Here is a 21,595-nt window from a genome sequence, read left to right as displayed (position 1 = left end):
CTAGCGGGCAAAAAAAGAGCGGCTTACCGCCGCTCTTCGCATATTAGAGTGTGACGTGTCAGCTTAGAAAGCTGCGCGTGCACCGATTGTGAAGCGGCTGCCTGTATCTTCATATGTCAGGAGGCGGTTCTCAAAGCGCGAGAAGTCACGTGTGTCTTCGTCGAGAATATTGATACCCTCTGCAAAGATTTGGAATGTGTCATTGATGTCATAGGCAGCAGACGCATCCAACTGACCATAAGCTTCACGCTCACGCGGTTCGCCCTGATCTGAGAAGGCTGCGACCAAGAACTCATCACGGTAGTTATAGGTCACACGTGCCTGGATCGGGCCTTTTTCATAGAAACCACTAATGTTGAAAGAGTGGGGTGACAATCCGTTATAATCCAGATCGGAATTTCCTGAACCTTCGGCACGGTCAATAGAGCTATCAACATATGTGTAGTTAATGGCCGCACCGAAGCCGTTCTCAAAAGCTTTTTGCAAGGCCGCTTCAATACCAACAATGCTACCGGTCTCGCCGTTACGTGTCCGTGTATCGAGGAAGGTGACATCACGTGTGACATCGGTTCCACCCGGGTTGGAGGCGTTACCTGCCGGGAAGACGACTTGTCCCGGAACAGGTAGAGTTTGCGATTCCAAGAAATTATCGAAACTTTTGTAGAAACCCGTCACACCAAAGAAGCTGAGGTCATCCATATACCATTCAAAGGCTGCATCGAAGTTTGTGGATTCGAAAGCTTCGAGGTTCGGGTTACCACCTGTTGATGTCGGTGCATTTGCACGTCCCCCAAACTGGTTCGCGACACCCAGCGCCGTCAGCGTTGGACGCGTAACAGTTTTAGACGCTGCGAAACGCACAATCTTATCTTCCGTGACATCAAATTTGATATTCGCGGATGGCAAGACATTCGTGTAGCTGTTCTCGATCGTGATATTTGTTGGATCGGCAAAAATCGGAATAAGTTGTGTATCGCCATCAGATTCACGGAACTGGGTCACGGGCTGATCCACACCGGAACTGGATGTTTCAGTATGCGTCACACGGAGGCCGAAATTTGCGGAGAAAGGAATGGCGCCCAATTGCTTGTCGAGCCATGCCGTATTGAAGAAGACGGATGTGACTTCTTCATCAACCGCAAAACTACCCGCCGGGTTAAATTCCGGATCATAGAAACCAAGGAATGAGTCCGTCGCGTCGCGCCGCGCGCGAAGCTCTGCGTCCGACAGAGCCCCGCGACCGGACCGGTTCGGATCAGAAATCGCCGCATCAGAATTAAGCTGACCAAAGGCATCTTCGAATGTCGCCGTTAGGAAATTAAGGGGAATACCGTCACGCCCACTGACACCGCTTAGGAAACCGTCCAGATTAACCTGACGCAGAATGCTGTCATCAAAATCTGTCGCATATCCACAATAGGCACAGAACACGCCGCCACCTTGGGTCGGGGAGAAGTTGTCAAACAAGTCGCGGGACTTTGTACGATCCGAATAGGACGCGCCAACAGTGATAATTTCCTCACCGGTTTTGGACTCCCAGTCCAATTTCCCTTTGGCTTCAAAAACCTCGTCATCAATGACTGTCCGGTTGACGTTCACAAAGTGAAGGCGTTGGATGGAGGGGTTTAGTGTATTTGTGAGGTTTGTAATCGTTGTCAGGTCATCACCATCAGGCAGTTGAATCAGAGGTGATGTCGGCGCAAGGGCACCCAAAACAACAAATGGGTTGATACCGTCACGTTCGGCTTTTGACGTCGAAACATCAAAATTCGCAGTGAGGCGATCATTTAATTCCCAATCCAGATTAGCACCGATAAGATAAGTTTCCGCTTCGCGATTAGCTGATGTCAGCACGTTATCGTTCTGTGACGGACCTGTCGTCAACCCGGGGTTACGACCCAAGAAATCCAATCCCGGACGAGAGAAAGATGTGACTGTACCGTTCGCATCAACGACCGGATCAATGAATGGCGGGCTGAAAAAGCCGGAGAACTGACGATCAAAAGAGCTGACATTAAATTCTGTGTAGAGACCATCAACCGTTAAAGTGACAGCGTCTGTCGGTGCAAACTGAACGGTACCATTGGCTGTCAGACGTTCACGCTCTTGCGTGTCACGGCTAACAATTGCTTGTTGTTGAACACGCGTACCGGCCGGCAGCGACTCAACATTGTCAGCATCAGTCAAGCCTGTTGCACCCGCAGTTCCTGCACCACCTGTATTGATGAATGGTGCACCGGAACGCTCAGAGAAACCACCTGTCAGGACACGGTCGCGTTGTGAACGGCGGTCTGAATAAGACAAACCACCTGCAACACCGATTGTGTTATCTTCGTTTGTCCAAGAGCCAACTAAAGACCCTTCTGGTGAAATTTGATCACGTAGCGTGTCATAAGTACCGGAGAGAGACGCTGCGAAATTCGTACCCGGACGCTCTAGCGGACGGTTCGTTACGATATTAACCAAAGCGCCAATCCCACCTGACTGACGGGACGCATCCGGCGTTTTGAAGACTTCTGCGCGCTGAATAATGTCGGAGGAGAGTACGTCAAATGAGAATTCACGACCGTCATTATCTGTTGCGATTGTACGGTCATTAATCGTGACCACGTTGAATTCCGGCCCAAGACCCCGAACTGTGATGAACTGCCCCTCACCGCCGGACCGGTCAATTGCGACACCCGTAATACGCTGAAGGCTTTCAGCGATATTTGTGTCGGGGAATTTACCAACATCTTCTGCCGAAATGGCATCGACGATGGAATCAGAATTACGCTTCACATCGAGTGATTGTTCGAGCGAGCTGCGAATACCTGTTGCAATGACGACATCGTCGCCTGCGGTTTGCGCCATAGCAGGTAAGGACGCGACCATTGCGAATGCGCCTGCGGAACAGGCCAAAATTGTTTTTGTGGATTTCATTTTCGATTCCCTCAGATGTTTTCGCCCGTTATTTTTATCGGGTCTTCTATACTTTTTATTCATGTGCCTGTCCGTTTTCGAACGGTCAAGATAGAAAAATGTTGTTTTTCGAACATTGTGACAAATTAGCATCATGACATCGCTGTCATTTGCCACTCAAACATTTCGGTATCGAATATTTCCGGACATAGTGGATTTACGGAACAGATGCACGGAATCATAATGTGGCCTGATTTAAACGAGCCTCATAAGCGCCCTCAGACGTGTTATCGCACGATAAGTCTTTACAAGCTCAATAAACCTAATCCTCGCAGACATGTACGTCTGTATCGGACTCTCGACAGAGGGTTTTATATTTTTCACTCAAGGGCGCGTCTGTGACGAGTGCATCAACATCGCGCAAATGCCCGGTCCGATTCATCGCCCGAATCCCAAATTTATGATGATCTGCGATTAGAACGACTTTCTGCGAATTCCGCATAACGGATTGCGCCGTTCGGACTTCATCCGCGTCAAAATCCAGTAATGCCCCTGTTTCATCGATCCCGCTAATGCCGACAATTCCCACATCCATGCGAAAACTATCGACGAAACTAATGGCAGAGAGCCCAACAACGGCCCCATCATGATGCCGAACCTGTCCTCCGGCCAGCATAATTCTGAAGCTTTCATTTTTCGACAGGATCGTTGCAACATGCATATTATTCGTCGCAACATGGAGGTCTTTATGATCCAACAGAGCCTCAGCCACAGCTTCTGCTGTCGTACCGATATTCAGGAAAAGCGAGGACCCATTCGTGATGAGCGAGGATGTTAGCTCGGCAATTTTGCGTTTGGCTTCCAAACCGCTCAGGCGTCGATCCTCATAGGGGAGGTTGACAGCACTCTTGGCTTGCCCGGCCCCACCGTGAAACCGCGTGAGTTGACCCTCACGCCCAAGTTCATTCAGGTCCCGCCTTATCGTCTGAGGTGTCACTTTAAATTCGGCCACCATAGCTTCCGTTGAGACGAAACCATTTTGCGCGACCATATCCAAGATGGCCTGCTGACGATCAGAAGGTATAAAGTTTGTCATGTTCGTTTGTCTAAACAATCTCGCCGCGAACGTAAACCAACATGAAATATCACACGAATTCCCCCTAGCCATGAGCGGAGAGCTTGGATAGAGAATGTTCGAATTCGAAAATGACGACGTTCTATGATTGATGAAACGAACACACTTTCTACGGTGGCTGCAGGCCGGACTGTTTATCGACGCCATTTCACAAAACGGGATGGGCGCCCACTTTTCCTCTATGGATATAAGGCCCATTCCGAAACGGCTCTACCTCAAGAAGAAGCCGAGGTTGCTAAGGGCGGAGAACTCCGTTGGCACCCCTTGCGCCGCGAGTGGAATGTTTATGCCCCGCATCGTCAGAACCGGACCTTTAAACCGTCTTCAGCAGACGACCCGCTCGCGCCATCTCGTCCCGGCGGACCCGAGACCGAAATTCCGTTTACCGATTTCGAACTCGCAATTTTCGAAAATAAGTTCACGAGCCTTCACCGCGAAGCTCCGGAACCCCAACAGGTCATAGGCGTCGAGAGCGCAGTTGCAAAAGGTCATTGCGATGTCGTCGTCTACACGCCGGAGCACACAGGTAATCTCCACACAATTGGGCAGGACAAACGACGCCTTCTTCTCGCGGCTTGGAATGATCGCTATGCAACGCATTTTTCCAATGGCGCGAAATTCGTGTTACCATTTGAGTCGCGTGGCGACGCGGTCGGCGTGACATTGCATCACCCACACGGTCAGATTTACACATTTCCTTTCGTCCCAAAAGTTCAACGCGACGCCGCCGCAGGATTCCAAGACGGATATGATCTGGTCGGCCATATGGCGGACTGTCGTGAAACCTATGGCGTGACCTCGGCAGGTGGAATTGATGTCATCTGTCCGCCCTTTGCTCGCTTCCCCTATGAAACTTACATTGTCCCGCAGCGCCCTGTGAAAGGGCCTTGGGAATTCACAGAGGAGGAAGCCGACGGGTTCGCGCATTTGCTCGGGGACATGACCCGCCGCTATGATGCGCTATTCGGGCAAACCACGCCCTATATGCTCTCGCTTCATGCGGCGCCTGTTGGCTTGGAAAAAGACTGGCAGTTTTCTGCACAGTTCTATCCCCTGATGCGGGCGCCCGGACGGATTAAATATCTTGCATCTGTCGAACAATCGACGGGCACATTTACTGTTGATGTTATGCCCGAACGTGCGGCGCAGGAGCTCCGAGCCTTATGATCGTCGCAGAATTCAAACGCGTCTTCGATATTGCACCCTCCGTCACAGGATTCACGCCCGGTCGCGTAAATCTGATAGGGGAGCATACGGATTATAATGGGGGGAACGTTCTGCCGACGGCACTTGATCTCGGCGTGACCCTCGCCCTCGCCCCGCGTGAAGATGGCCTGATCAGAATTTGGTCCGATAAATTTGACGGTATTGCCGAACGGAAGATGACGGATGCCGCCAGCGATCACTGGTCCGATTATATTGCGGGGGCCCTACAACTCGCGCGATCCGAGGGGTTCGGGCCGGACGGGGCAAATATCGCGGTCACAACCACCCTACCCTTTGGCGCAGGTATCTCGTCTTCTGCGGCTGTCACAGTCGGCGTGATACGCGCGGCGGCCGGTCTTTCCGATAATTCCCTTACAGACACAGACATTGCCGTTCTCGCCCGTCGGGTCGAAAATGAATATATCGGCATGCCCTGTGGTATTATGGACCAAATGGCCGTCGCGATTGCGAAACCCGGTCAGGCCTTATCACTGGACACAAAGTATTTGGAGTTTGGCCTCGTCAATCTTCCTGAAACACATCACATGGCTGTCATCCATTCCGGTGTGTTCCGGCAGTTGAATGAAGGGCGTTATAAAATTCGCAAAGAAGAATGTGACGCCGTGAAAGCTGCTCTCGGCCATGATGATCTCTGCCTCATGACGGACGCGGAATTCGCGTCACTGGCGCACCTGGCCGCGCCCCTGCGCCGTCGCGCAAAGCATTGTATGACGGAACATCGCCGCACAGTGGCCGCAACAGTAGCACTGCAAAAAGGCGAGATGGCAGCCTTTGGCGTGCTCATGAATGAGAGTCACATTTCCATGCGCGATGATTTCGAAATGTCAGTTCAACCCGTCGACGCACTCGTGGCGGACGCGCAAAAATTCGGCGCAACGGGCGCCCGTCTGACCGGCGGTGGTTTTGGTGGCTGTATTGTTGCTTGTATTGAAAAAGAAAAACTGGGCGCTTGGCGGACGGCTCTGCTCGACGCTCATCCAGACGCTTTTTGGGTTTGCTGATATGTATGACTTAAACGGACAGGATATTATCGTCGTCGGCGGGGCGGGTTATATTGGCAGCCATGTTTGCAAAATGATTGCGCAACAGGGCGGCCGCCCCATCACATTCGACAACCTTTCCGCCGGACATGAACATGCCGTGCAATGGGGGCCGCTTGAAAAAGTTGATCTCTGTGACCGCGCCGCCTTGGACACAGCATTCAAAAATTGGTCCAACGCCACTGCCGTGGTCCATCTTGCCAGTTCTATCGAAGTCGGTATTGGTGAAAAGCAGCCCGCAGAATTTTATACAAATAATGTGGTCGGCGCATTGAACCTGCTCGACGCCATGCGCGTGGCAAAGCTCGATAAGCTCATATTTTCGTCCACCTGCGCGACCTATGGCGAGACAGATAAAATGCCGATTGAGGAGAGCGATCCTCAATTACCCTTCTCCGTCTATGGCAAAACCAAACTCGCCATTGAGCATATGATACAGAGCTATCACAAAGCCTATGGTCTGAACTATGTGACGCTGCGTTATTTCAATGCGGCCGGCGCAGATGAAAGCGGACTAATCGGCGAAGAGCACGATCCCGAAACCCACCTGATCCCGATTGCGATGCAAGCGGCGGCAGGTCGCCGGAAAGAGTTGACCCTGTTCGGTACAGATTACGACACGCCCGACGGGACCTGCGTTCGCGATTACATCCACGTCAATGACATCGCCCGCGCCCATATATGTGCACTTGAGAAATTCGAGGCCGGATTATCAAAAGCTGAAATCAATATCGGCACAGGCGATGGCGTCAGTAATCTTGACGTTCTGAAAACGATTGGCGAAGTGACAGGTCATGTTGTGCCTTATGTCGAAGGCGCCCGCAGAGACGGCGACCTCTCCAAACTCTATGCTGATAAGGGACAAGCGAAAGCAGTGTTAGGGTTTGAGCCCATTCATTCCAGCTTGGAAAATATCATCAAGACGGCGTGGAACTTTCACAATTCTCGATGGCAGAATTTAGAGAATTAATTGCTTGAGTGGAACGACCTCATCCGCGAGGCGGGATCGATCAAGTTCCATCCCTTTCGTTAGAACCTGCCGACCAAACATAAAATCACGTGGCGCATTCACGGCATCAACGGCAAGAAGGTCTCCATCCTTGAAATAGTAAGCTGCGAAACTTCGACTACCTTTTATGTCTCCGCGAATAATTAATTCGTCATATCCATCTGACAGGCCCGCGATTTGAAGTTTGAGATCGAATTGATCCGACCAGAACCATGGCAGCGCATCATACGGTTTTTCCGTCCCGTTAATATGCAGCCCAACCGTCTTCGCCTGTTCCGTTGCATTCGGCACAGATTCTAAGCGTAAATGACAATCATAATGCGGGTTGTGATGCCACGTTACATCACCCGCAGCATAAATTTCCGGATCAGACGTTTGGCAGAATTCATTTACGGCGATGCCATTGCCAATGTCCAATCCCGCAACTTCCGCCAATTCAACATTGGGAATGACGCCTATTCCAATAATGACGATATCAGCGTCGAAATCCTCATCAGTAGATGTTTTCACAGATAACCCGGACTGGGATTCAATGATTGCCGACGCCATCACCTCTTCACGGATATCAACGCCTTCTTCCCTATGAATGCGTTTGTAAAAACTTGAGAGCTCGGGGGCCGTCACACGTTGAAGGATACGCGGCATGGCTTCTAAGACGGTAACCTCCATCGCCTGCTGTCGCAAACTCGCGGCGGTTTCTAAACCAATATATCCGCCACCAATGATGACGGCGCGTCGTCCTGCGGAAACTTTTGATTTTATCGAAAGCACATCTTTTGAGTCGCGCAGATAAAACACATTAGCCAGATCTTCCCCCGCAATCGGCAAGCGTCTGACCCGCGCGCCCGTACACAAAACGAGTTTATCATAGGCAACCGTCTCGCCCTCATCAGTGAGCACTGTCTTTGCATGGCGGTCTATCGCACCAACCCGTGTCGCTAATTTCATTTCGATGTCAGCAGTCTCGTAAACAGACTCAGGGCGCAGAAAAATATCATCCAATGATTTATTTCCGGACAGGAAATCCTTGGACAGAGGTGGGCGATGATAAGGCAGAACGGCTTCGTCCCCGATGACCGTCACACTGCCCGCATATCCGCCCTGTCGCAGGGACACGCAAAGCTGCGATGCGGCATGAGACGCGCCAACAATGACTACGCCGGGATCTGTGTGAGTTTCCATAGACACCTTGTCCGCCCCATGCCCGTGAAAATCAAGAGATTGCGTTCAGTGAAAAACCCTGTTCAATAACACCTATGAAAAATCCCTCCAAAATCCTCGTCACTGGCGCGACCTCCGGTCTAGGGCGTGAGATAGCATTGCAACTTGCGGGGCGCGGCGCACATGTTCTGGCAACGGGACGACGGGTTCAGAGATTGGCGGAGCTGGAAGCCAAAGGCTCTATCACAGGATATCAGCTCGATATGAATGATCCTGACGCGATTGAAGCGTTTTCCGCACAGCTGGGTTCATTAGACGGACTCATCCTTAATGCGGGTGTGACCTTTGCGGATGATTTTGAGAGTGGGGACTACGCAACAGACGCAGCTATGGTGCAAACCAATGTGCTTGCAAACCTGCAGCTGATCCGGCTTTGCCTCCCGGCCCTCACCGCCACCAAAGGATGTATCCTTTTGGTCGCGAGCCTCGGCGGATTAACACCTGTGCCCTATCAATCCGTCTATGCGGGGACGAAAGCCTTCATGGTGAATTTCGGACTGTCTCTGCGCGAAGAACTCGCGCCCTCCGGCGTGCGAGTGAGCGTCTTTGCGCCAGGCGGGATCAAAACGGAAATGACGGACATTCCAGCCATGTCGCATTTGGAGAAAAACCTCGCGCCCGTTGCAGAGGTCGCGAAAGCCGCCCTGAAAGCCTATGACACCATGCCCGCCCTCTCTGTGCCGGGCAGAGAAAATAAGCTCGTGGCCGCAGCCGGGAAATTACTGCCGCGCGGGTTCATGGCGCGACAGGCGGCAAAACTTTACCGCAAGGATTAGGCCTTCAAATAACGCGCATGCCACGCGATATGTTCATCCAGAAAGCTGGACACGAAATAATAGGAATGGTCGTAGCCTTCCTGCATGCGTAGCGTCAGCGGAATTTTGGCAGTCTTGCAGGCCGCTTCCAACGCTTCGGGGCGTAACTGTTCCGCTAAAAATTGATCGTCTATTCCTTGGTCAACAAGAATGCGAGTCGTGCGCGCACCGTCCTCAATCAAACACACGGCGTCATGCGCACGCCATGCCGCCGTATCATCACCCAAATATCCACCAAACGCTTTCTTGCCCCAAGATACGTCACTGGGATGACAAATCGGGGAAAAAGCGGAAACAGATTTAAAGGCACGCGGATGACGCAGGCCAATGGTCAGTGCCCCATGCCCGCCCATGGAATGTCCCGTTATCCCCTGCCGTTGCATATCAGCGGGAAAATTTGCGGCAATTAAGTCCGGTAATTCCCGCTCGATATAACTGCCCATTTTGAAATGTTCAGAAAACGGGGCTTGCGTCGCGTCCAGATAAAACCCTGCGCCCTGCCCAAAATCATAGGCGTCATCATCGGCGACACCTTCCCCGCGCGGCGAGGTGTCCGGCGCAACGAAGATAATTTTATGCTGCGCACAGGCGGCACGATATTCGCCCTTCTCTGTCACATTGGCGTGGGTACAGGTCAGGCCGGAGAGATAGGTCAGGACCGGAAACGGACCTTTCCCTTCAGGCACAAACACCGAAAAGATCATCGGCGTTCCGGTTGACGTGCTCTCATGGCGATAGACGCCCTGCGTTCCGCCATGAGATTTATTCAGGGATAATGTTTCCATTATTTCGCTGTCGTAAAAGCGCAGATTTTATTGCCATCCGGGTCTCGGAGGTAAGCCCCATAAGGATTACCCGGCGCACCTGAGCGCTCGCCCGGTTTACCTTCGCAAGTCCCGCCATTGGCGCAGCCCGCCGCATGAAACGCGTCGACTTCAGCGCGTGATTTCGCTCCAAAACCAATCGTCCCGCCATTCGCAAATGTTGCCGGTTCGCCGTCAATCGGCTCACCTACGGCGAAAGCTCCGCCCTTGCCCATATTTCCATAGAAAGACCGGTTCCCCATGCGATTACCGGAAATACCAAGCGCCCCGAGTGAGGCATCATAAAAGGCAATCGATTTGTCCGGGTCATTTGCCCCGACCATAACGTGTGTGAACATAGGGTTTCTCCTTTGGTGAACTATTTTGATTGATATTTTAAACTCAAGCCAATTCTAGGTCTTGCAGATTCGATCTTGAGTTCTTCATTTGATCTGAAAGGCCAAAAATTTTCATCACCATAGTTTCTGTATGCATCAAGCTGACGTTGATATTTATTTGGTTTCAGAGTAATCCATCCCAAAAGAGCTTTCCACCATGATGGATAAGAAGGCCAATTGAATTCCAGATCAGAATGAAGAAAAAGAATACACCTTTCCACTAAACGCCTGCCTTTCGGGCTAAGGCTGTCAGGCTTTAAAGTATGCTCTTTAAAATCATCGTATGTCGACCATAATATATCTTCCAATTCATGGATAACCCGTTCGTTCGTGTTAAATAATGAGAGTTCAAATTCGTGATTGGTCATCCTACCTGTCACGAGTTTTCGAACAAGTTTAGAAAACTTTCGTCTGTCCGAGAAGTTTACCATCTAATAAACCACCACGGCCCGAATACTCTTACCCGCATGCATGAGATCAAACGCCTCGTTAATCTCTTCTAATTTAAGCACATGCGTGATCATCGGATCGATCTCGATCTTTCCACTCATGTACCAATCTACGATTTTCGGGACGTCTGTCCGGCCCTTCGCGCCGCCAAAGGCTGTGCCTTTCCAGACGCGACCTGTGACGAGTTGGAAGGGGCGGGTTGAGATTTCTTTGCCAGCCTCTGCGACACCGATGACGACGGAGACGCCCCAGCCGCGGTGGCAGGCTTCCAATGCATCACGCATCACATCCGTATTTCCGGTGCAATCAAATGTGTAATCCGCACCGCCATCTGTAAGGTCAACGAGGTGCGCGACCACATCATCATGGTCTTTCGGATTGACAAAATGGGTCATGCCGAAACGCTCGCCCCACTCTTTCTTGTCGTCATTAATGTCGACGCCTATAATCTTATCCGCGCCGACCATGCGGGAAGCTTGCAACACATTGAGTCCAATTCCGCCAAGGCCAAAGACGATGACATTCGCGCCCGGTTCAACCTTTGCCGTATTCGTCACAGCACCCACGCCCGTCGTTACGCCGCAGCCGATATAGCAGGACTTGTCAAACGGTGCGTCTTCGCGAATTTTCGCGACTGCGATTTCCGGCAGGACAGTGTGATTGGCGAAAGTTGAGCAGCCCATATAATGATAGATCGACTCGCCCTTATAAGAGAACCGCGACGTCCCGTCCGGCATGACGCCTTTGCCCTGCGTCGCGCGGATGGCCGTGCAGAGATTTGTTTTGCCGGAGAGGCAGGATTTACACTCACGACATTCCGGCGTGTAGAGCGGGATGACGTGATCGCCGACTTTGAGCGACGTCACGCCCTCCCCGATTTCACGGACAATACCCGCCCCCTCATGGCCGAGGATGCAGGGAAACAGTCCCTCACTGTCCAATCCGTCCAGCGTATAGGCATCCGTATGGCAAATCCCCGTCGCCATAATTTCGATCAGGACTTCGCCCTTTTTCGGCGCTTCCAGATCGACCTCGACAATTTCGAGCGGTTTATTGGCGGCAAAGGCGACGGCGGCTTTGGTTTTCATGGGAGGCTCCTATTTCGGAAATAGGATAAACGCTCAGTGGGGCGACGCAAGACGCCTATTGGCGCTTTTCGTGTTCCTTGTCAGTGAACGCGTCAAAGGCATCAATCACGTCATCTACACTGCCCTGCATCTCGACATGACCGTCTTTGAGCCAAATCGCCGTCTTGCAATAGCGGCGAACGATTTTGGTATTATGACTCGCAAGGACAAAGCCCGAGGCACCCTCGACCATGCCTTTCAGACGCTTCTCAGCCTTCAGCCGGAAGACGCGGTCACCCGCCCCAATCCATTCGTCCAGCAGGAGAATTTCGGGCTTCAATGCCGTGATCGTGGCAAAGGAGAGACGCATCGCCATGCCCTGCGAATAGGTCACCATCGGGTCGTCAATCACAGCTTCCAACTCGCTGAACGCAATAATTTTGGGCATGATCTCAAGCATTTCGGCGCGGGAAAACCCTGCGATCATCCCCATCAGGAGGATGTTGGCCCGACCCGACATATCAATCCGCATCCCGATACCGAGATTAAACAGAGCCGCTGTACGACCGTTAATTTCGACGCTGCCTGTATCAGGTTCATAGATACCCGCAAGAATACGCAGCAACGTTGATTTTCCGGAGCCGTTCAGCCCAACCAATGCGAGGCTTTCACCTTCCACAATTTTCAAATTAATACCGGAGAGCGCTTGCTTTGGCGGCGCGGCTTTGCGCGTCAGAAGGCCTTTCAATCCACCCGCGACACGCGGATAGGTCAGTGAAAGGTCTTTGACGTCAATGAGGGTTTTGCGGCTCATGACATCAGACCCAGAACACGACGCGTTTACGGAAAATTTGCAGCAAGATAATGGCTAGTATCCAGCCGACCAAACTCATCACGCCCACGACAATCCAGGCCTTAATCGGCATCGTGCCATAAACAATCGGATCACGCACAATGGCGATATAATGTGTCAGCGGATTCCAATCGAGCATGGCTGCGCGTTTGCCGACCTGTGACGGAAAGTAGAGGATGGGCGTGAGGAAGAACATTACGCCCATAATCGCCTGCACTAAATGCGCCGCATCGCGAAATCGCGTGCAGATAATGCCGAGGACAATTTGGACCCAGACCGTATTAATTAATATCACGATAAAGCCGACAATCGCCCATAATCCTTCCAACGGGATTTTCCATGGCGACAGAACAACAACAAAAAGAATAACGGGAATTTGGTAGGCGAATTTAATCAGGCCGCGCAGAATACTTTGCAGGATAAACCCCGTCAGCGGTAGGTCTGTTGCCAGCAACCAGTTTCGGGAATGCACAAATATATTTGACCCATCCACGACCGTTTGCTGCAGGAAGAAAAACAGCCAGAGCCCGAACGTCAGCCACATGGCAAACTCGCCCGGCTCGCCCGGGGCAAAGGATCCGAAGATGAAGAGCTTCACGGCCACGAACAGGGCGAAGGCGAACGCAATCCATGCGACACCCACGATGGAGCGTTTATAAGTTTGCTGCATATCGGTCACGGCCAGACGCGCCCATAAATTGGTGCGTCCCAATGCGCTGCCGATATCCCTGAATGCATCCATCATTATGCGTGCGGATTAAGGCCGTGACAGCGTAACTGCAACCGCCAATTCATGTCAGTCTGCAGCCGTGACGTCATGACCATAGAGCCAATCCATGCGGCGATGGACAATGGACGGCACCATGCGCCCTGCCAACCACATGGGGCCGTAAGTCGCGAGTTGTTCCGGGACGGTGCGTTTGTGGAATGTCTGCATATTTGCGCGGGACGCGGCTTGGACTTTTGCCGTGCGCGCCAATCGCTTGGCCTGATAAGCTTGCAAGCCTCTGGGAGACTGCACTTTTGCGAGTTCCTCTGCCAGCACCCAAGCGTCTTCCACGGCCATTGCGGCGCCCTGTGCGAGGAAAGGCAGCATGGGATGGGCGGCATCCCCAAGCAAAACAACCGGCCCATCCGTCCATTTTGGAAGCGGGTCTCGGTCAAACAAAGCCCATTTATTGAGGGTCTCCGCCTCCTCTATCAGTGACGTAATCGTTGGATGCCAGCCTGCGAAATCCTCTAATGCGTCAGCCTTATCGCCTTTGACAGACCAACCTTCCTCTTGCCAATCCGTGCGTTCAACGACGCCCACAAAATTCGCGAGCGAAGCATCCGCGCCTAAGCAATATGTCACCGCATGCCGACCTTTCCCGAACCAAGCGCAGGCGGTGTGCCGCGGTGCATTCCGGCCCAGACGGTCCATGGGCACAACAGCCCGCCACGCGACATTTCCTGTAAATCGCGCTTTCTCAGGTCCCAACATGGTCTCTCGGATTATGGATTTGATACCATCCGCCCCAATGAGGATATCACCCTCAATATGAGAACCACCCTCTAGAATGACCCGAATACCGGTCTCCAATGTTTCATAAGACTGAATTTTTGAGCCTAGTTTCAACACGCCCGGTGGAAGATTAGCGGCCAGCGCTTCAATATAATGCGCGCGGTGAATGTGAAAATAGGGCGCTCCCCAGCGCGTCTCGCTTTGGTTCGCCAAGGGGATATCAAAGATGGGACGCCCGCTTTCCCCCATCCGCGCTTCAATTGAAACGGGGCGAAAGGCCCGTGTGGCCACGTCATCTAAGAGGTTCAATTTCTTTAGAACTTTCACCGCATTCGGTGAGATTTGAATACCGGCGCCTACCTCTTTGAGGGCGCTAGCTTGTTCTAATAATACAACCTCTAGGCCGCGACGATGGCAGGCAATTGCAGACGTGATGCCCCCAATCCCTGCCCCGACGATAATTATCTTTGTCATAAACCGAACGTGCAGATTTAACGCCTCTGACGCAATAAAAAAGGCGATGCCACGGCACCGCCTTTAAAGCTACTGAGTTTCAGAAAAGCTTAGAAAATCCGCTTCAAACTCGCAGAAACGGTTGTGCCACGATCAAAACTGTCTGTGATGACAGTTGTGTCACCTAACGTCTGGCTGGCTTCATATCCATCATTAAAGATGTTCTGGACTTTAAAGCCCAGTTCGTACTCGCCGCCTTTGATGTTGAAATCATGGTTATAAACAAAGTCGACCGTCAGGGGCAGTTCTTCGATAATGGAGGGCAAGCCGTTTGAGAGGTCTTCAACCGCACGGATACGCTCGGAAGAATAGTTCAATAGGAAAGTTGCTTCCCATCCACCGTCGAAATCCTCAAGACCCAGCTGAAGATTGGCGAGATGATCACTCTGTCCCTGCAATTTCCGACCATCGGAATAAAGACCCGAAGCCGATAAAACGAGGGGATCGACACCCTGCGCCGGATTAACACTGGGCGGGGTGATGAAGACATCGCCGTTAGCACTCACCGAACTGTCCGTGTATGTATAATTCGCACGAATGATGAAGTCTTTCCCGTTTAGCGCATCAACGCCAAGACCGGAAAGCTCGGTCACTTTTTCGAACTCAACTTCCATCCCATAAAGTTCTGCGGACGGGGCGTTCAGGAAACTCGTCGCATTAGACTCGCCGAGGCCGTTAAAGATAAATTCCTCAATCGGATTGGTGAAGTCTTTGTAGAACCCACCGAGCGTCACAAATTGCTTGCGCCCGAAATAATATTCGACGCGCGCGTCGAGGTTATTGGCTTCCGAATTTTTCAGGAAGGGGTTACCGACGAAACGGTCATCCGTTTCCGTGTTGACGAAAATGGATGGTGTGAGTTCGCGGAATTGCGGGCGGTTTATCGTTTTGGACGCTGCGAGGCGCAGCTGCAAATTATCCGCAAATGTGTAAGTCAAAGTCGCAGCGGGAAGGAAAAAATCCTGTGCCAATGCGTCAAATTCAAACCGGCTGCCCTCGACAGTGGCTTGAGCAATCGCCGTGTCCTGCGTGGAATCTTCATACCGTGCGCCCGCGGAGAAACGGAGCTTCTCGTTTACCTCAACATCAACACCCGCATAGGCACCGATGACCTCCAAAGCCGCTTCAGACTGATCCGGGAAGCCTGTTGTGCCGCCGCGACGGATTTCGAGGATGCCTGCGTTTACAACTTCATCGGAGAAAATCTGGTCTATTCGCGAATTACGGAGTTCCGCTGGCAGAGAACCGAAATAGCGGAAATCCGCCTGTTCGCTGTCACGGGACTTATCGAGATAAGCACCACCAAATTTCAGGTCTGTTTCCAACCCACCGAGAGAAATAGGTATGACGAAGTCGAGTCCTGCATCGAATGTCGTGTCGTCCAGCTCGGAAAAACGGATATCGTTATTTGTACCGGGACGGTTAAACTGGAATTGGAAGCCGTTGCCGTTTTCAAAATCCTCGTAGTTCACGCGACGCTCATAGGGCGCATCACGGCCCGCTTCCGCATAGGCGAGACGCCAATTGATCTCGGCATCGTTCAAACCACTAATAAAGTGAGAACCGAGGATTTGTCCCATATAGACTTCGCGCTCAAACCATTCGGTGAAATCCTGACGGAAAATCCGGTCTTCGCGGTCAACACCGGTCAGGATACGCGCTTCAGCAGAAGACTGACGTGTCGCCAGACCGACAAATTGAATGTCGTGATCTGGGTTGAACTCGATTCCCAAGCCTAGCAGGCCGTTCAGCGAAATTTTGTTTTCCGTAGAACGACGCGTACCTTGGTCGAGAATTTCGAGGCCTTCGGAGCCGATATTGGCCGTGTTGTCTTCGCCCTCGCGCGTTTCCCAACTATTGTCATAGCCAAGCGTGGCGAGCAGTCCGACGGACATGCCGCTATCCATATCCCAACGTTGACCGCCGGAAACGCGGACACCGCCATTAAATGGAATCTCGTCCTGTTGATCAATGATAAGCGTGGAGAAGCTCTCAAAATTTTCTGTCGGAACGCCATTCGCATCCAGAGGCGGAGCATCACGCAAACCATCATCAAATCCCGTAAAGTCGGAACCTGATCCGTCATAAGTAAGGCCTTCTTCCAAAGTGGTCTCAGAATTATAAGAACCGGAGACGGAGATTTCGAGGAAGGGTTCATTCGGCAAGGATTTGGTCGTCATATTAATCGCACCACCGCCAAATTCTCCGGAAAATTCAGGCGAATAAGTCTTGGACACGACCACACCGGACAGGACCGAAGTCGGGAACAGATCCAGCGGCGCAACACGGCGCAGCGGTTCCGGCGACGGGAGCGGCGAACCGTTCAATGTCGCGCTGGAGTAACGCTCATTCAGGCCGCGCACGACGACGAATTTGCCTTGGCTGAGGGAAAGTCCCGTCACGCGGGTCAGGGCCGAGGCAATATCGCCCGCACCCGTTGTCTCGAATGCACCTGTGTCGAGCACGCTTGTGATCTCAGATGTCACGCGTTTGGTATCAGGAATATTCGTTGCGGTCGCGATGACCACATCCTCAGTGCTGGTATCCTGCGCCAATACAGGCGCGGCTGTCAGCGTGGAAAGTGCGGTGGCGCCCATGAGGAGGCGGGTGAGTTTTTTTTGTGTCATGTGCGTCATGGATACTGTCCGGTTGAGCGCTGAAAGAAAAAGCGGACTGACGACGAGGTTAGTGACCGTCAGCCCTGTGCCGCCCCTTGAGGGGACGGCAGTTCATTAAGGTCTATTGTTGTGCAACTGTTGCGGTCGAGCTGCGATCAACCTGCAGTGTCCAACCTTCATACCAAGTGTCATCCGCATCTTCGACGGCCCCGACATAATCGGCTGCATCAAAGAAGGGGTCGATTGTAGACGGGTCAGTCGCGGGTGTTGTTGTGTCGCCATCGGCAGGCACATATTGGTCATTATCGACACTGGATGTGCCCGCAGAGACATTGTTTGCACCGGCATCGAACGCGGCGACCGTCGCGGCATCCCCTGCGTCGTCATCCGTCTCAAGGTTCTCGGCATTATCCACGACCAGCATGCTGTCAAATGTGATATCGCCGGATGTGACCTGAGCAACTGTTTCGCTATCGTCAATATCGACACCGGCGTCCTGGAAACCCGTAATGAGACCATTCAGGAATTCACCGGCCGTGCCTGCGCGAATGACCATCCCGCTATCGCCGACATCGCCGCCGACAAAGGTAAAGTTGGACACAGTCGGATTAGAGCGAGGCAGAAGCGTGTTGTTTGAAGAGCGGTTATCACCTTCAATCGCGCGGTCGCCCGCATCATCGGCTTGGTCCACGATGACGAATTGGGCGTTACCAACCCAGCCATCTGTCCAATCCATGCTGTCATCGCCATTACCCGTCAGGAAGACGTGTTTGACATTGACCGTCCCGCCGAAAAACTCGATACCGTCATCCGAATTGTTGTGAACCTGAATAAAGTCGACCTGTGTGCCGGAACCGATGCCTTGGAATGCGATGCCGTTCAACTCGTCCTCGTCATTGATAAGGTTGCCGGCAAAGGAGACCCGCGTAAAGAAAAGGTTGCCGGAGTTGTCCGTTGAGTCATTCCCGCCGAACAGACCGGAAGAACCTTCACCGGATTTCTCACAATTGGCGGACCCGCCTGTGGCTGTCGCATCGATACAATCATTGATTGGCGCGCGACCATTGATGATGAGGCCACCCCATTCGCCGCGATCTGTTAGCGGGTCAAAGGCATTGCCCGCTGCATCTTCGCCAAAGACTTCCTTGCGGGATGTCATGTTGACCGGCGCCGTTTCCGTGCCGTTGGACCGGATTTGCGAGCCGCGGGCGATGACGAGGTAATCTTCACCGGAGCGACCGAAAATCGTCACGCCCGGATCAATTGTCAGGATCGCAGAGGCTGCGCCCGCAATTGGGGCTGCCGGGTCACCACCGGCATCTTCACCGATAAAGACCGCACCATCGAGCTGATAGATAAAGTTATTATTCAGGCGGACATTGGATGTCACCGTCCCTGCCAATTCGCAGATGTCTTTGCCATCAACACTCTCACCCGTGGAAAGTGTACCCGCCGGACATTCCGTCGGGCTTTCTGTAATCGCAAATGTCCAACCGGAAGCCCAGTTGCTGTCCGGTGTTTCGGTCGGACCGAAAGCGCCGATATAGTCGACATTCTCGAAGCCGGGCTCAGTCGACAGGTCTGCTGCCGTGACACCTAATTCAGCATTTCCCGGGAAGAAATCGTTGGACAGAGAGTTATTGCCCTGAACGACATTGGGGGAGTTAGCGACAAAGCTCTCCGTGTCGAATGTTTCGCTGCTATCGCCGCTCTCGATATTATCCGCATTGTCGAGGAAGAGTGACGCATATGTCAGAGAGCCGTTCTGGGCGCGGGCAATGGAGCCGTCATCAATGTCGATACCGGCATCCTGGAAGCCCGTGATGATACCATTCACGATATTGGCGTCCGTGCCAGCGCGATTGACGACGCCCGTATCGCCGGACGCGCCGCCGAGGAAGGTGAAGTTGGCGATTGTCGGATTGGAGCGTGGGGTCAGCTCATTGTTCGAGGAACGGTTATCGCCCTCAATCCCGCGATCCCCCGCATCTTCACCCTGACGGACCAACACATATTGTGCGCCACCCTGCCAGCCATCCGTCCAATCAAGGCTATCGTCGCCGATACCCGTTAGGACGAGGAAGTTACACTGGACCGTGCCGCCGAAGAACTCGACGCCGTCATCGGCATTATTATGGACCTGAATATGATCGCAAGTCGTGCCCGCGCCGACGCCCTGGAAAGCAATACCATTCAATTCATCCTCATCATTGATGAGGTTACCCGCATATTTGACCTGCATGAATTGCAATGTACCCGAATTGTCCTGGGCATCATCACCACCAAAGAGACCGGAAGAGCCTTCGCCGGATTTTTCACAATCTGCAGAGCCACCCGTCGCTGTTGCGTCAATACAATCATTGATCGGTGCAAAACCGTTAATGACCAAACCGCCCCAGAGACCCCGATCCGTGTCAGGATTTACCGTACCCTGTACGTCTTCAATAGATGTCATAATGACGGGCGAATCCGCCTCACCCAGCGCGTTCAAACGCGACCCGCGGGAGACAACCAGATAGTCTTCGCCTGCCTTACCAAAAAGCGTCACCCCTGCCGGAATGGTCAGGGCCACATTTGCGCCGCCATCTTCACCGACAAAGACCGGGCCGTCCAGCGCATAGCCGTTTTCGGCTGTGAGGGTGAGGTTCTCGGTCACTGTGCCCGTAATGGTACAGGCCTCGACTGTGCCCGTTGTATTTGTGATCGTCTCCAGCGTTGTGCCTGTCGGACAATTATCATTCGGGACCAAGTCGACATCAGCAGCCGTTGCACCGCCACCGGTCGTTGGCGGGTTAATGACAACCGGCCCCACATCACCCGGAGATGCGACTGATCCCCCATCACAGGCCGCGAGCGCAAAGGCCGCTACAGAAGATAAGAGAAGACCGCGGACAGCGGAGGATTTGGAGAAAAGAGTCATGTGAAGGCCTCACCTACGAAAATTCTTTCAAGACGAGGCATTTCAGAATCGGTTACCTAACCTCGTCGTAACAAAGCGGCGTTTGACGTCTGAATGTGACAGGCGGGTCACAAATAGTTAGAGGTTTTTTGAATATTCCGTGACAGTTCAATGACAGCGCGTGGGCTTGGTCCCACGAAAAAGGCGTCCCAAATGAACGGAACGCCTGTGGATAAGGTTAAAGACTATTTAAGAGTCAGAGAATTGAGGGATAAGCTCTAGATCGCGGCTCTTAAATTGGCGAGATTTTCCTGCGCCATGCTCCATCCAGGCTGTAACGTCAGGGCGCGTTCATAGGCTGCAATCGCCCCCGCGCGGTCACCGGACATTTCGAGCGTGAGCGCCAAGCCGTAAGCCGCCAATGGCGCAGCGCGCTGATGATCCGCGCAATCCGCAAAGCGAGCTTTCGCCGTCGCCGCATCATTTTCCAGCAAAGCCGCAAAGCCCAGACCGAGATTGGCAAATTCATTATCGTCGACAAGGCGCGCAGCCTTGTCGAAATCGCGTGTCGCGGACTCAACTTTTCCGGAGGACAGGCGCAACAGACCCCGACGTGTCAGAAGATCAGAGCGGATATCATAATCCGGCACGGATGCCCGGTACGCTTTTGTACAGGCGCGAATTGCGCGGGAGGAGACATCACTCATATCCGCATTCAGACAATCCGACAGATTACCGAGTGTTTGAACATCCACAGTGGGAAGTGCGGTTGCGAGCGAATCCTGCGAGAATGTCTCAGTGGCATGGGCGGCGCCGACGCTGAGGCCGAGTGCGAGAAGTGTTGTTGTGATCCGTTTCATTGTGATCTCCTTTTTTGCTCCCGAATGTTTCGGGCGAGTTCACCAACTCTGTTCTTTTATGGGGCTGCAGACGCGCGCCGTTGGCATACGCACCGAAAGCCTAACCTCTTGTGACATCTCTGTTACACAAACTGTCACAAAACTGTCAAGAAATAAGGTGTTAACGGGGCGTTAAGGTGGGCTACTCACTTCACGTGGGAGGAAATTTTTATATAAGAAACAGTTATTTAGATAAATTTATATTGAGAATATTTTTTACAAATTTATGACAGTTATTGTCAT

The 21,595-nt window shown here is 52.5% G+C and carries 17 protein-coding genes; 4 read left to right on the top strand and 13 right to left on the bottom strand.

Translation table 11 applies throughout. The features are described from left to right. Nucleotides 1–63 precede the first annotated feature (63 nt). Nucleotides 64–2,922: a TonB-dependent receptor gene (locus ACP9M6_RS05575; protein ID WP_427454256.1), complete on the bottom strand. Its 2,859-nt coding sequence runs from the start codon at nucleotides 2,920–2,922 to the stop codon at nucleotides 64–66. Nucleotides 2,923–3,223: 301 nt separating this feature from the next. After that, complete coding sequence (locus ACP9M6_RS05570) at nucleotides 3,224–3,997, bottom strand: DeoR/GlpR family DNA-binding transcription regulator (RefSeq protein WP_427454254.1); 774 nt, start codon at nucleotides 3,995–3,997, stop codon at nucleotides 3,224–3,226. A gap of 123 nt (nucleotides 3,998–4,120) precedes the next feature. On the opposite strand from ACP9M6_RS05570, the gene ACP9M6_RS05565 reads away from it, so the two are divergent. The 3 genes from ACP9M6_RS05565 to galE are packed head-to-tail and all read left to right on the top strand — an operon-like array spanning nucleotide 4,121 to nucleotide 7,273. Beyond that, entirely contained in the window at nucleotides 4,121–5,203 is a 1,083-nt protein-coding gene (locus ACP9M6_RS05565) for a galactose-1-phosphate uridylyltransferase (protein WP_427454252.1), read from the top strand. Further along, nucleotides 5,200–6,264, top strand: coding sequence for a galactokinase (gene galK, locus ACP9M6_RS05560; RefSeq protein ID WP_427454250.1), 1,065 nt, complete (start codon nucleotides 5,200–5,202; stop codon nucleotides 6,262–6,264). Before ACP9M6_RS05565 ends, galK begins: the two co-directional genes overlap by 4 nt. A 1-nt stretch (nucleotide 6,265) precedes the next feature. Then, complete coding sequence (galE, locus tag ACP9M6_RS05555; RefSeq protein ID WP_427454758.1) at nucleotides 6,266–7,273, top strand: UDP-glucose 4-epimerase GalE; 1,008 nt, start codon at nucleotides 6,266–6,268, stop codon at nucleotides 7,271–7,273. Here the strand turns inward: galE and ACP9M6_RS05550 are convergent. Then, nucleotides 7,262–8,494: an NAD(P)/FAD-dependent oxidoreductase gene (locus ACP9M6_RS05550; protein ID WP_427454248.1), complete on the bottom strand. Its 1,233-nt coding sequence runs from the start codon at nucleotides 8,492–8,494 to the stop codon at nucleotides 7,262–7,264. The genes galE and ACP9M6_RS05550 overlap by 12 nt on opposite strands. 74 nt (nucleotides 8,495–8,568) lie before the next feature. On the opposite strand from ACP9M6_RS05550, the gene ACP9M6_RS05545 reads away from it, so the two are divergent. Beyond that, on the top strand, nucleotides 8,569–9,309 hold the full coding sequence (locus ACP9M6_RS05545; protein ID WP_427454246.1) for an SDR family NAD(P)-dependent oxidoreductase: 741 nt from the start codon (nucleotides 8,569–8,571) through the stop codon (nucleotides 9,307–9,309). On the opposite strand, the gene fghA is transcribed toward ACP9M6_RS05545, so the two are convergent. From fghA to ACP9M6_RS05495, 10 genes are all read right to left on the bottom strand, one after another. Continuing rightward, nucleotides 9,306–10,133 carry an S-formylglutathione hydrolase gene (gene fghA / locus ACP9M6_RS05540; protein WP_427454244.1) on the bottom strand — a complete coding sequence of 276 codons (828 nt, stop codon included), beginning with the start codon at nucleotides 10,131–10,133 and terminating at the stop codon, nucleotides 9,306–9,308. The genes ACP9M6_RS05545 and fghA overlap by 4 nt on opposite strands. Next, a complete protein-coding gene (locus tag ACP9M6_RS05535; protein ID WP_427454242.1) occupies nucleotides 10,133–10,510 on the bottom strand; it encodes a VOC family protein in 378 nt (125 codons plus the stop codon). Before ACP9M6_RS05535 ends, fghA begins: the two co-directional genes overlap by 1 nt. 20 nt (nucleotides 10,511–10,530) lie before the next feature. Further along, entirely contained in the window at nucleotides 10,531–10,917 is a 387-nt protein-coding gene (locus ACP9M6_RS05530; protein WP_427454240.1) for a hypothetical protein, read from the bottom strand. A gap of 63 nt (nucleotides 10,918–10,980) precedes the next feature. Continuing rightward, a complete protein-coding gene (locus ACP9M6_RS05525; protein ID WP_427454239.1) occupies nucleotides 10,981–12,087 on the bottom strand; it encodes an S-(hydroxymethyl)glutathione dehydrogenase/class III alcohol dehydrogenase in 1,107 nt (368 codons plus the stop codon). 55 nt (nucleotides 12,088–12,142) lie between these two features. Further along, the gene (locus tag ACP9M6_RS05520; RefSeq protein ID WP_427454237.1) at nucleotides 12,143–12,880 is read right to left on the bottom strand and encodes an ABC transporter ATP-binding protein; all 738 of its coding nucleotides are present in this window, start codon (nucleotides 12,878–12,880) and stop codon (nucleotides 12,143–12,145) included. A gap of 4 nt (nucleotides 12,881–12,884) precedes the next feature. Continuing rightward, complete coding sequence (locus ACP9M6_RS05515) at nucleotides 12,885–13,664, bottom strand: ABC transporter permease (RefSeq protein WP_427454235.1); 780 nt, start codon at nucleotides 13,662–13,664, stop codon at nucleotides 12,885–12,887. Nucleotides 13,665–13,715: 51 nt separating this feature from the next. Next, nucleotides 13,716–14,897, bottom strand: a complete 1,182-nt coding sequence (locus ACP9M6_RS05510) for an FAD-dependent monooxygenase (protein ID WP_427454233.1) — start codon at nucleotides 14,895–14,897, stop codon at nucleotides 13,716–13,718. An 89-nt stretch (nucleotides 14,898–14,986) separates the two neighbouring features. After that, entirely contained in the window at nucleotides 14,987–17,563 is a 2,577-nt protein-coding gene (locus ACP9M6_RS05505) for a TonB-dependent receptor domain-containing protein (protein WP_427454232.1), read from the bottom strand. A gap of 112 nt (nucleotides 17,564–17,675) precedes the next feature. Continuing rightward, on the bottom strand, nucleotides 17,676–20,474 hold the full coding sequence (locus ACP9M6_RS05500) for a hypothetical protein (RefSeq protein ID WP_427454231.1): 2,799 nt from the start codon (nucleotides 20,472–20,474) through the stop codon (nucleotides 17,676–17,678). 257 nt (nucleotides 20,475–20,731) lie between these two features. Continuing rightward, the gene (locus ACP9M6_RS05495) at nucleotides 20,732–21,313 is read right to left on the bottom strand and encodes a tetratricopeptide repeat protein (RefSeq protein WP_427454230.1); all 582 of its coding nucleotides are present in this window, start codon (nucleotides 21,311–21,313) and stop codon (nucleotides 20,732–20,734) included. Nucleotides 21,314–21,595 lie beyond the last annotated feature (282 nt).

Origin of the sequence: Litorimonas sp. WD9-15 (assembly GCF_050271975.1) — a bacterium.
Classification (GTDB): domain Bacteria; phylum Pseudomonadota; class Alphaproteobacteria; order Caulobacterales; family Maricaulaceae; genus Litorimonas.
The sequence above is the reverse complement of the archived record's forward strand: the minus strand, read 5'-3'. Positions and strand labels throughout refer to the sequence as shown.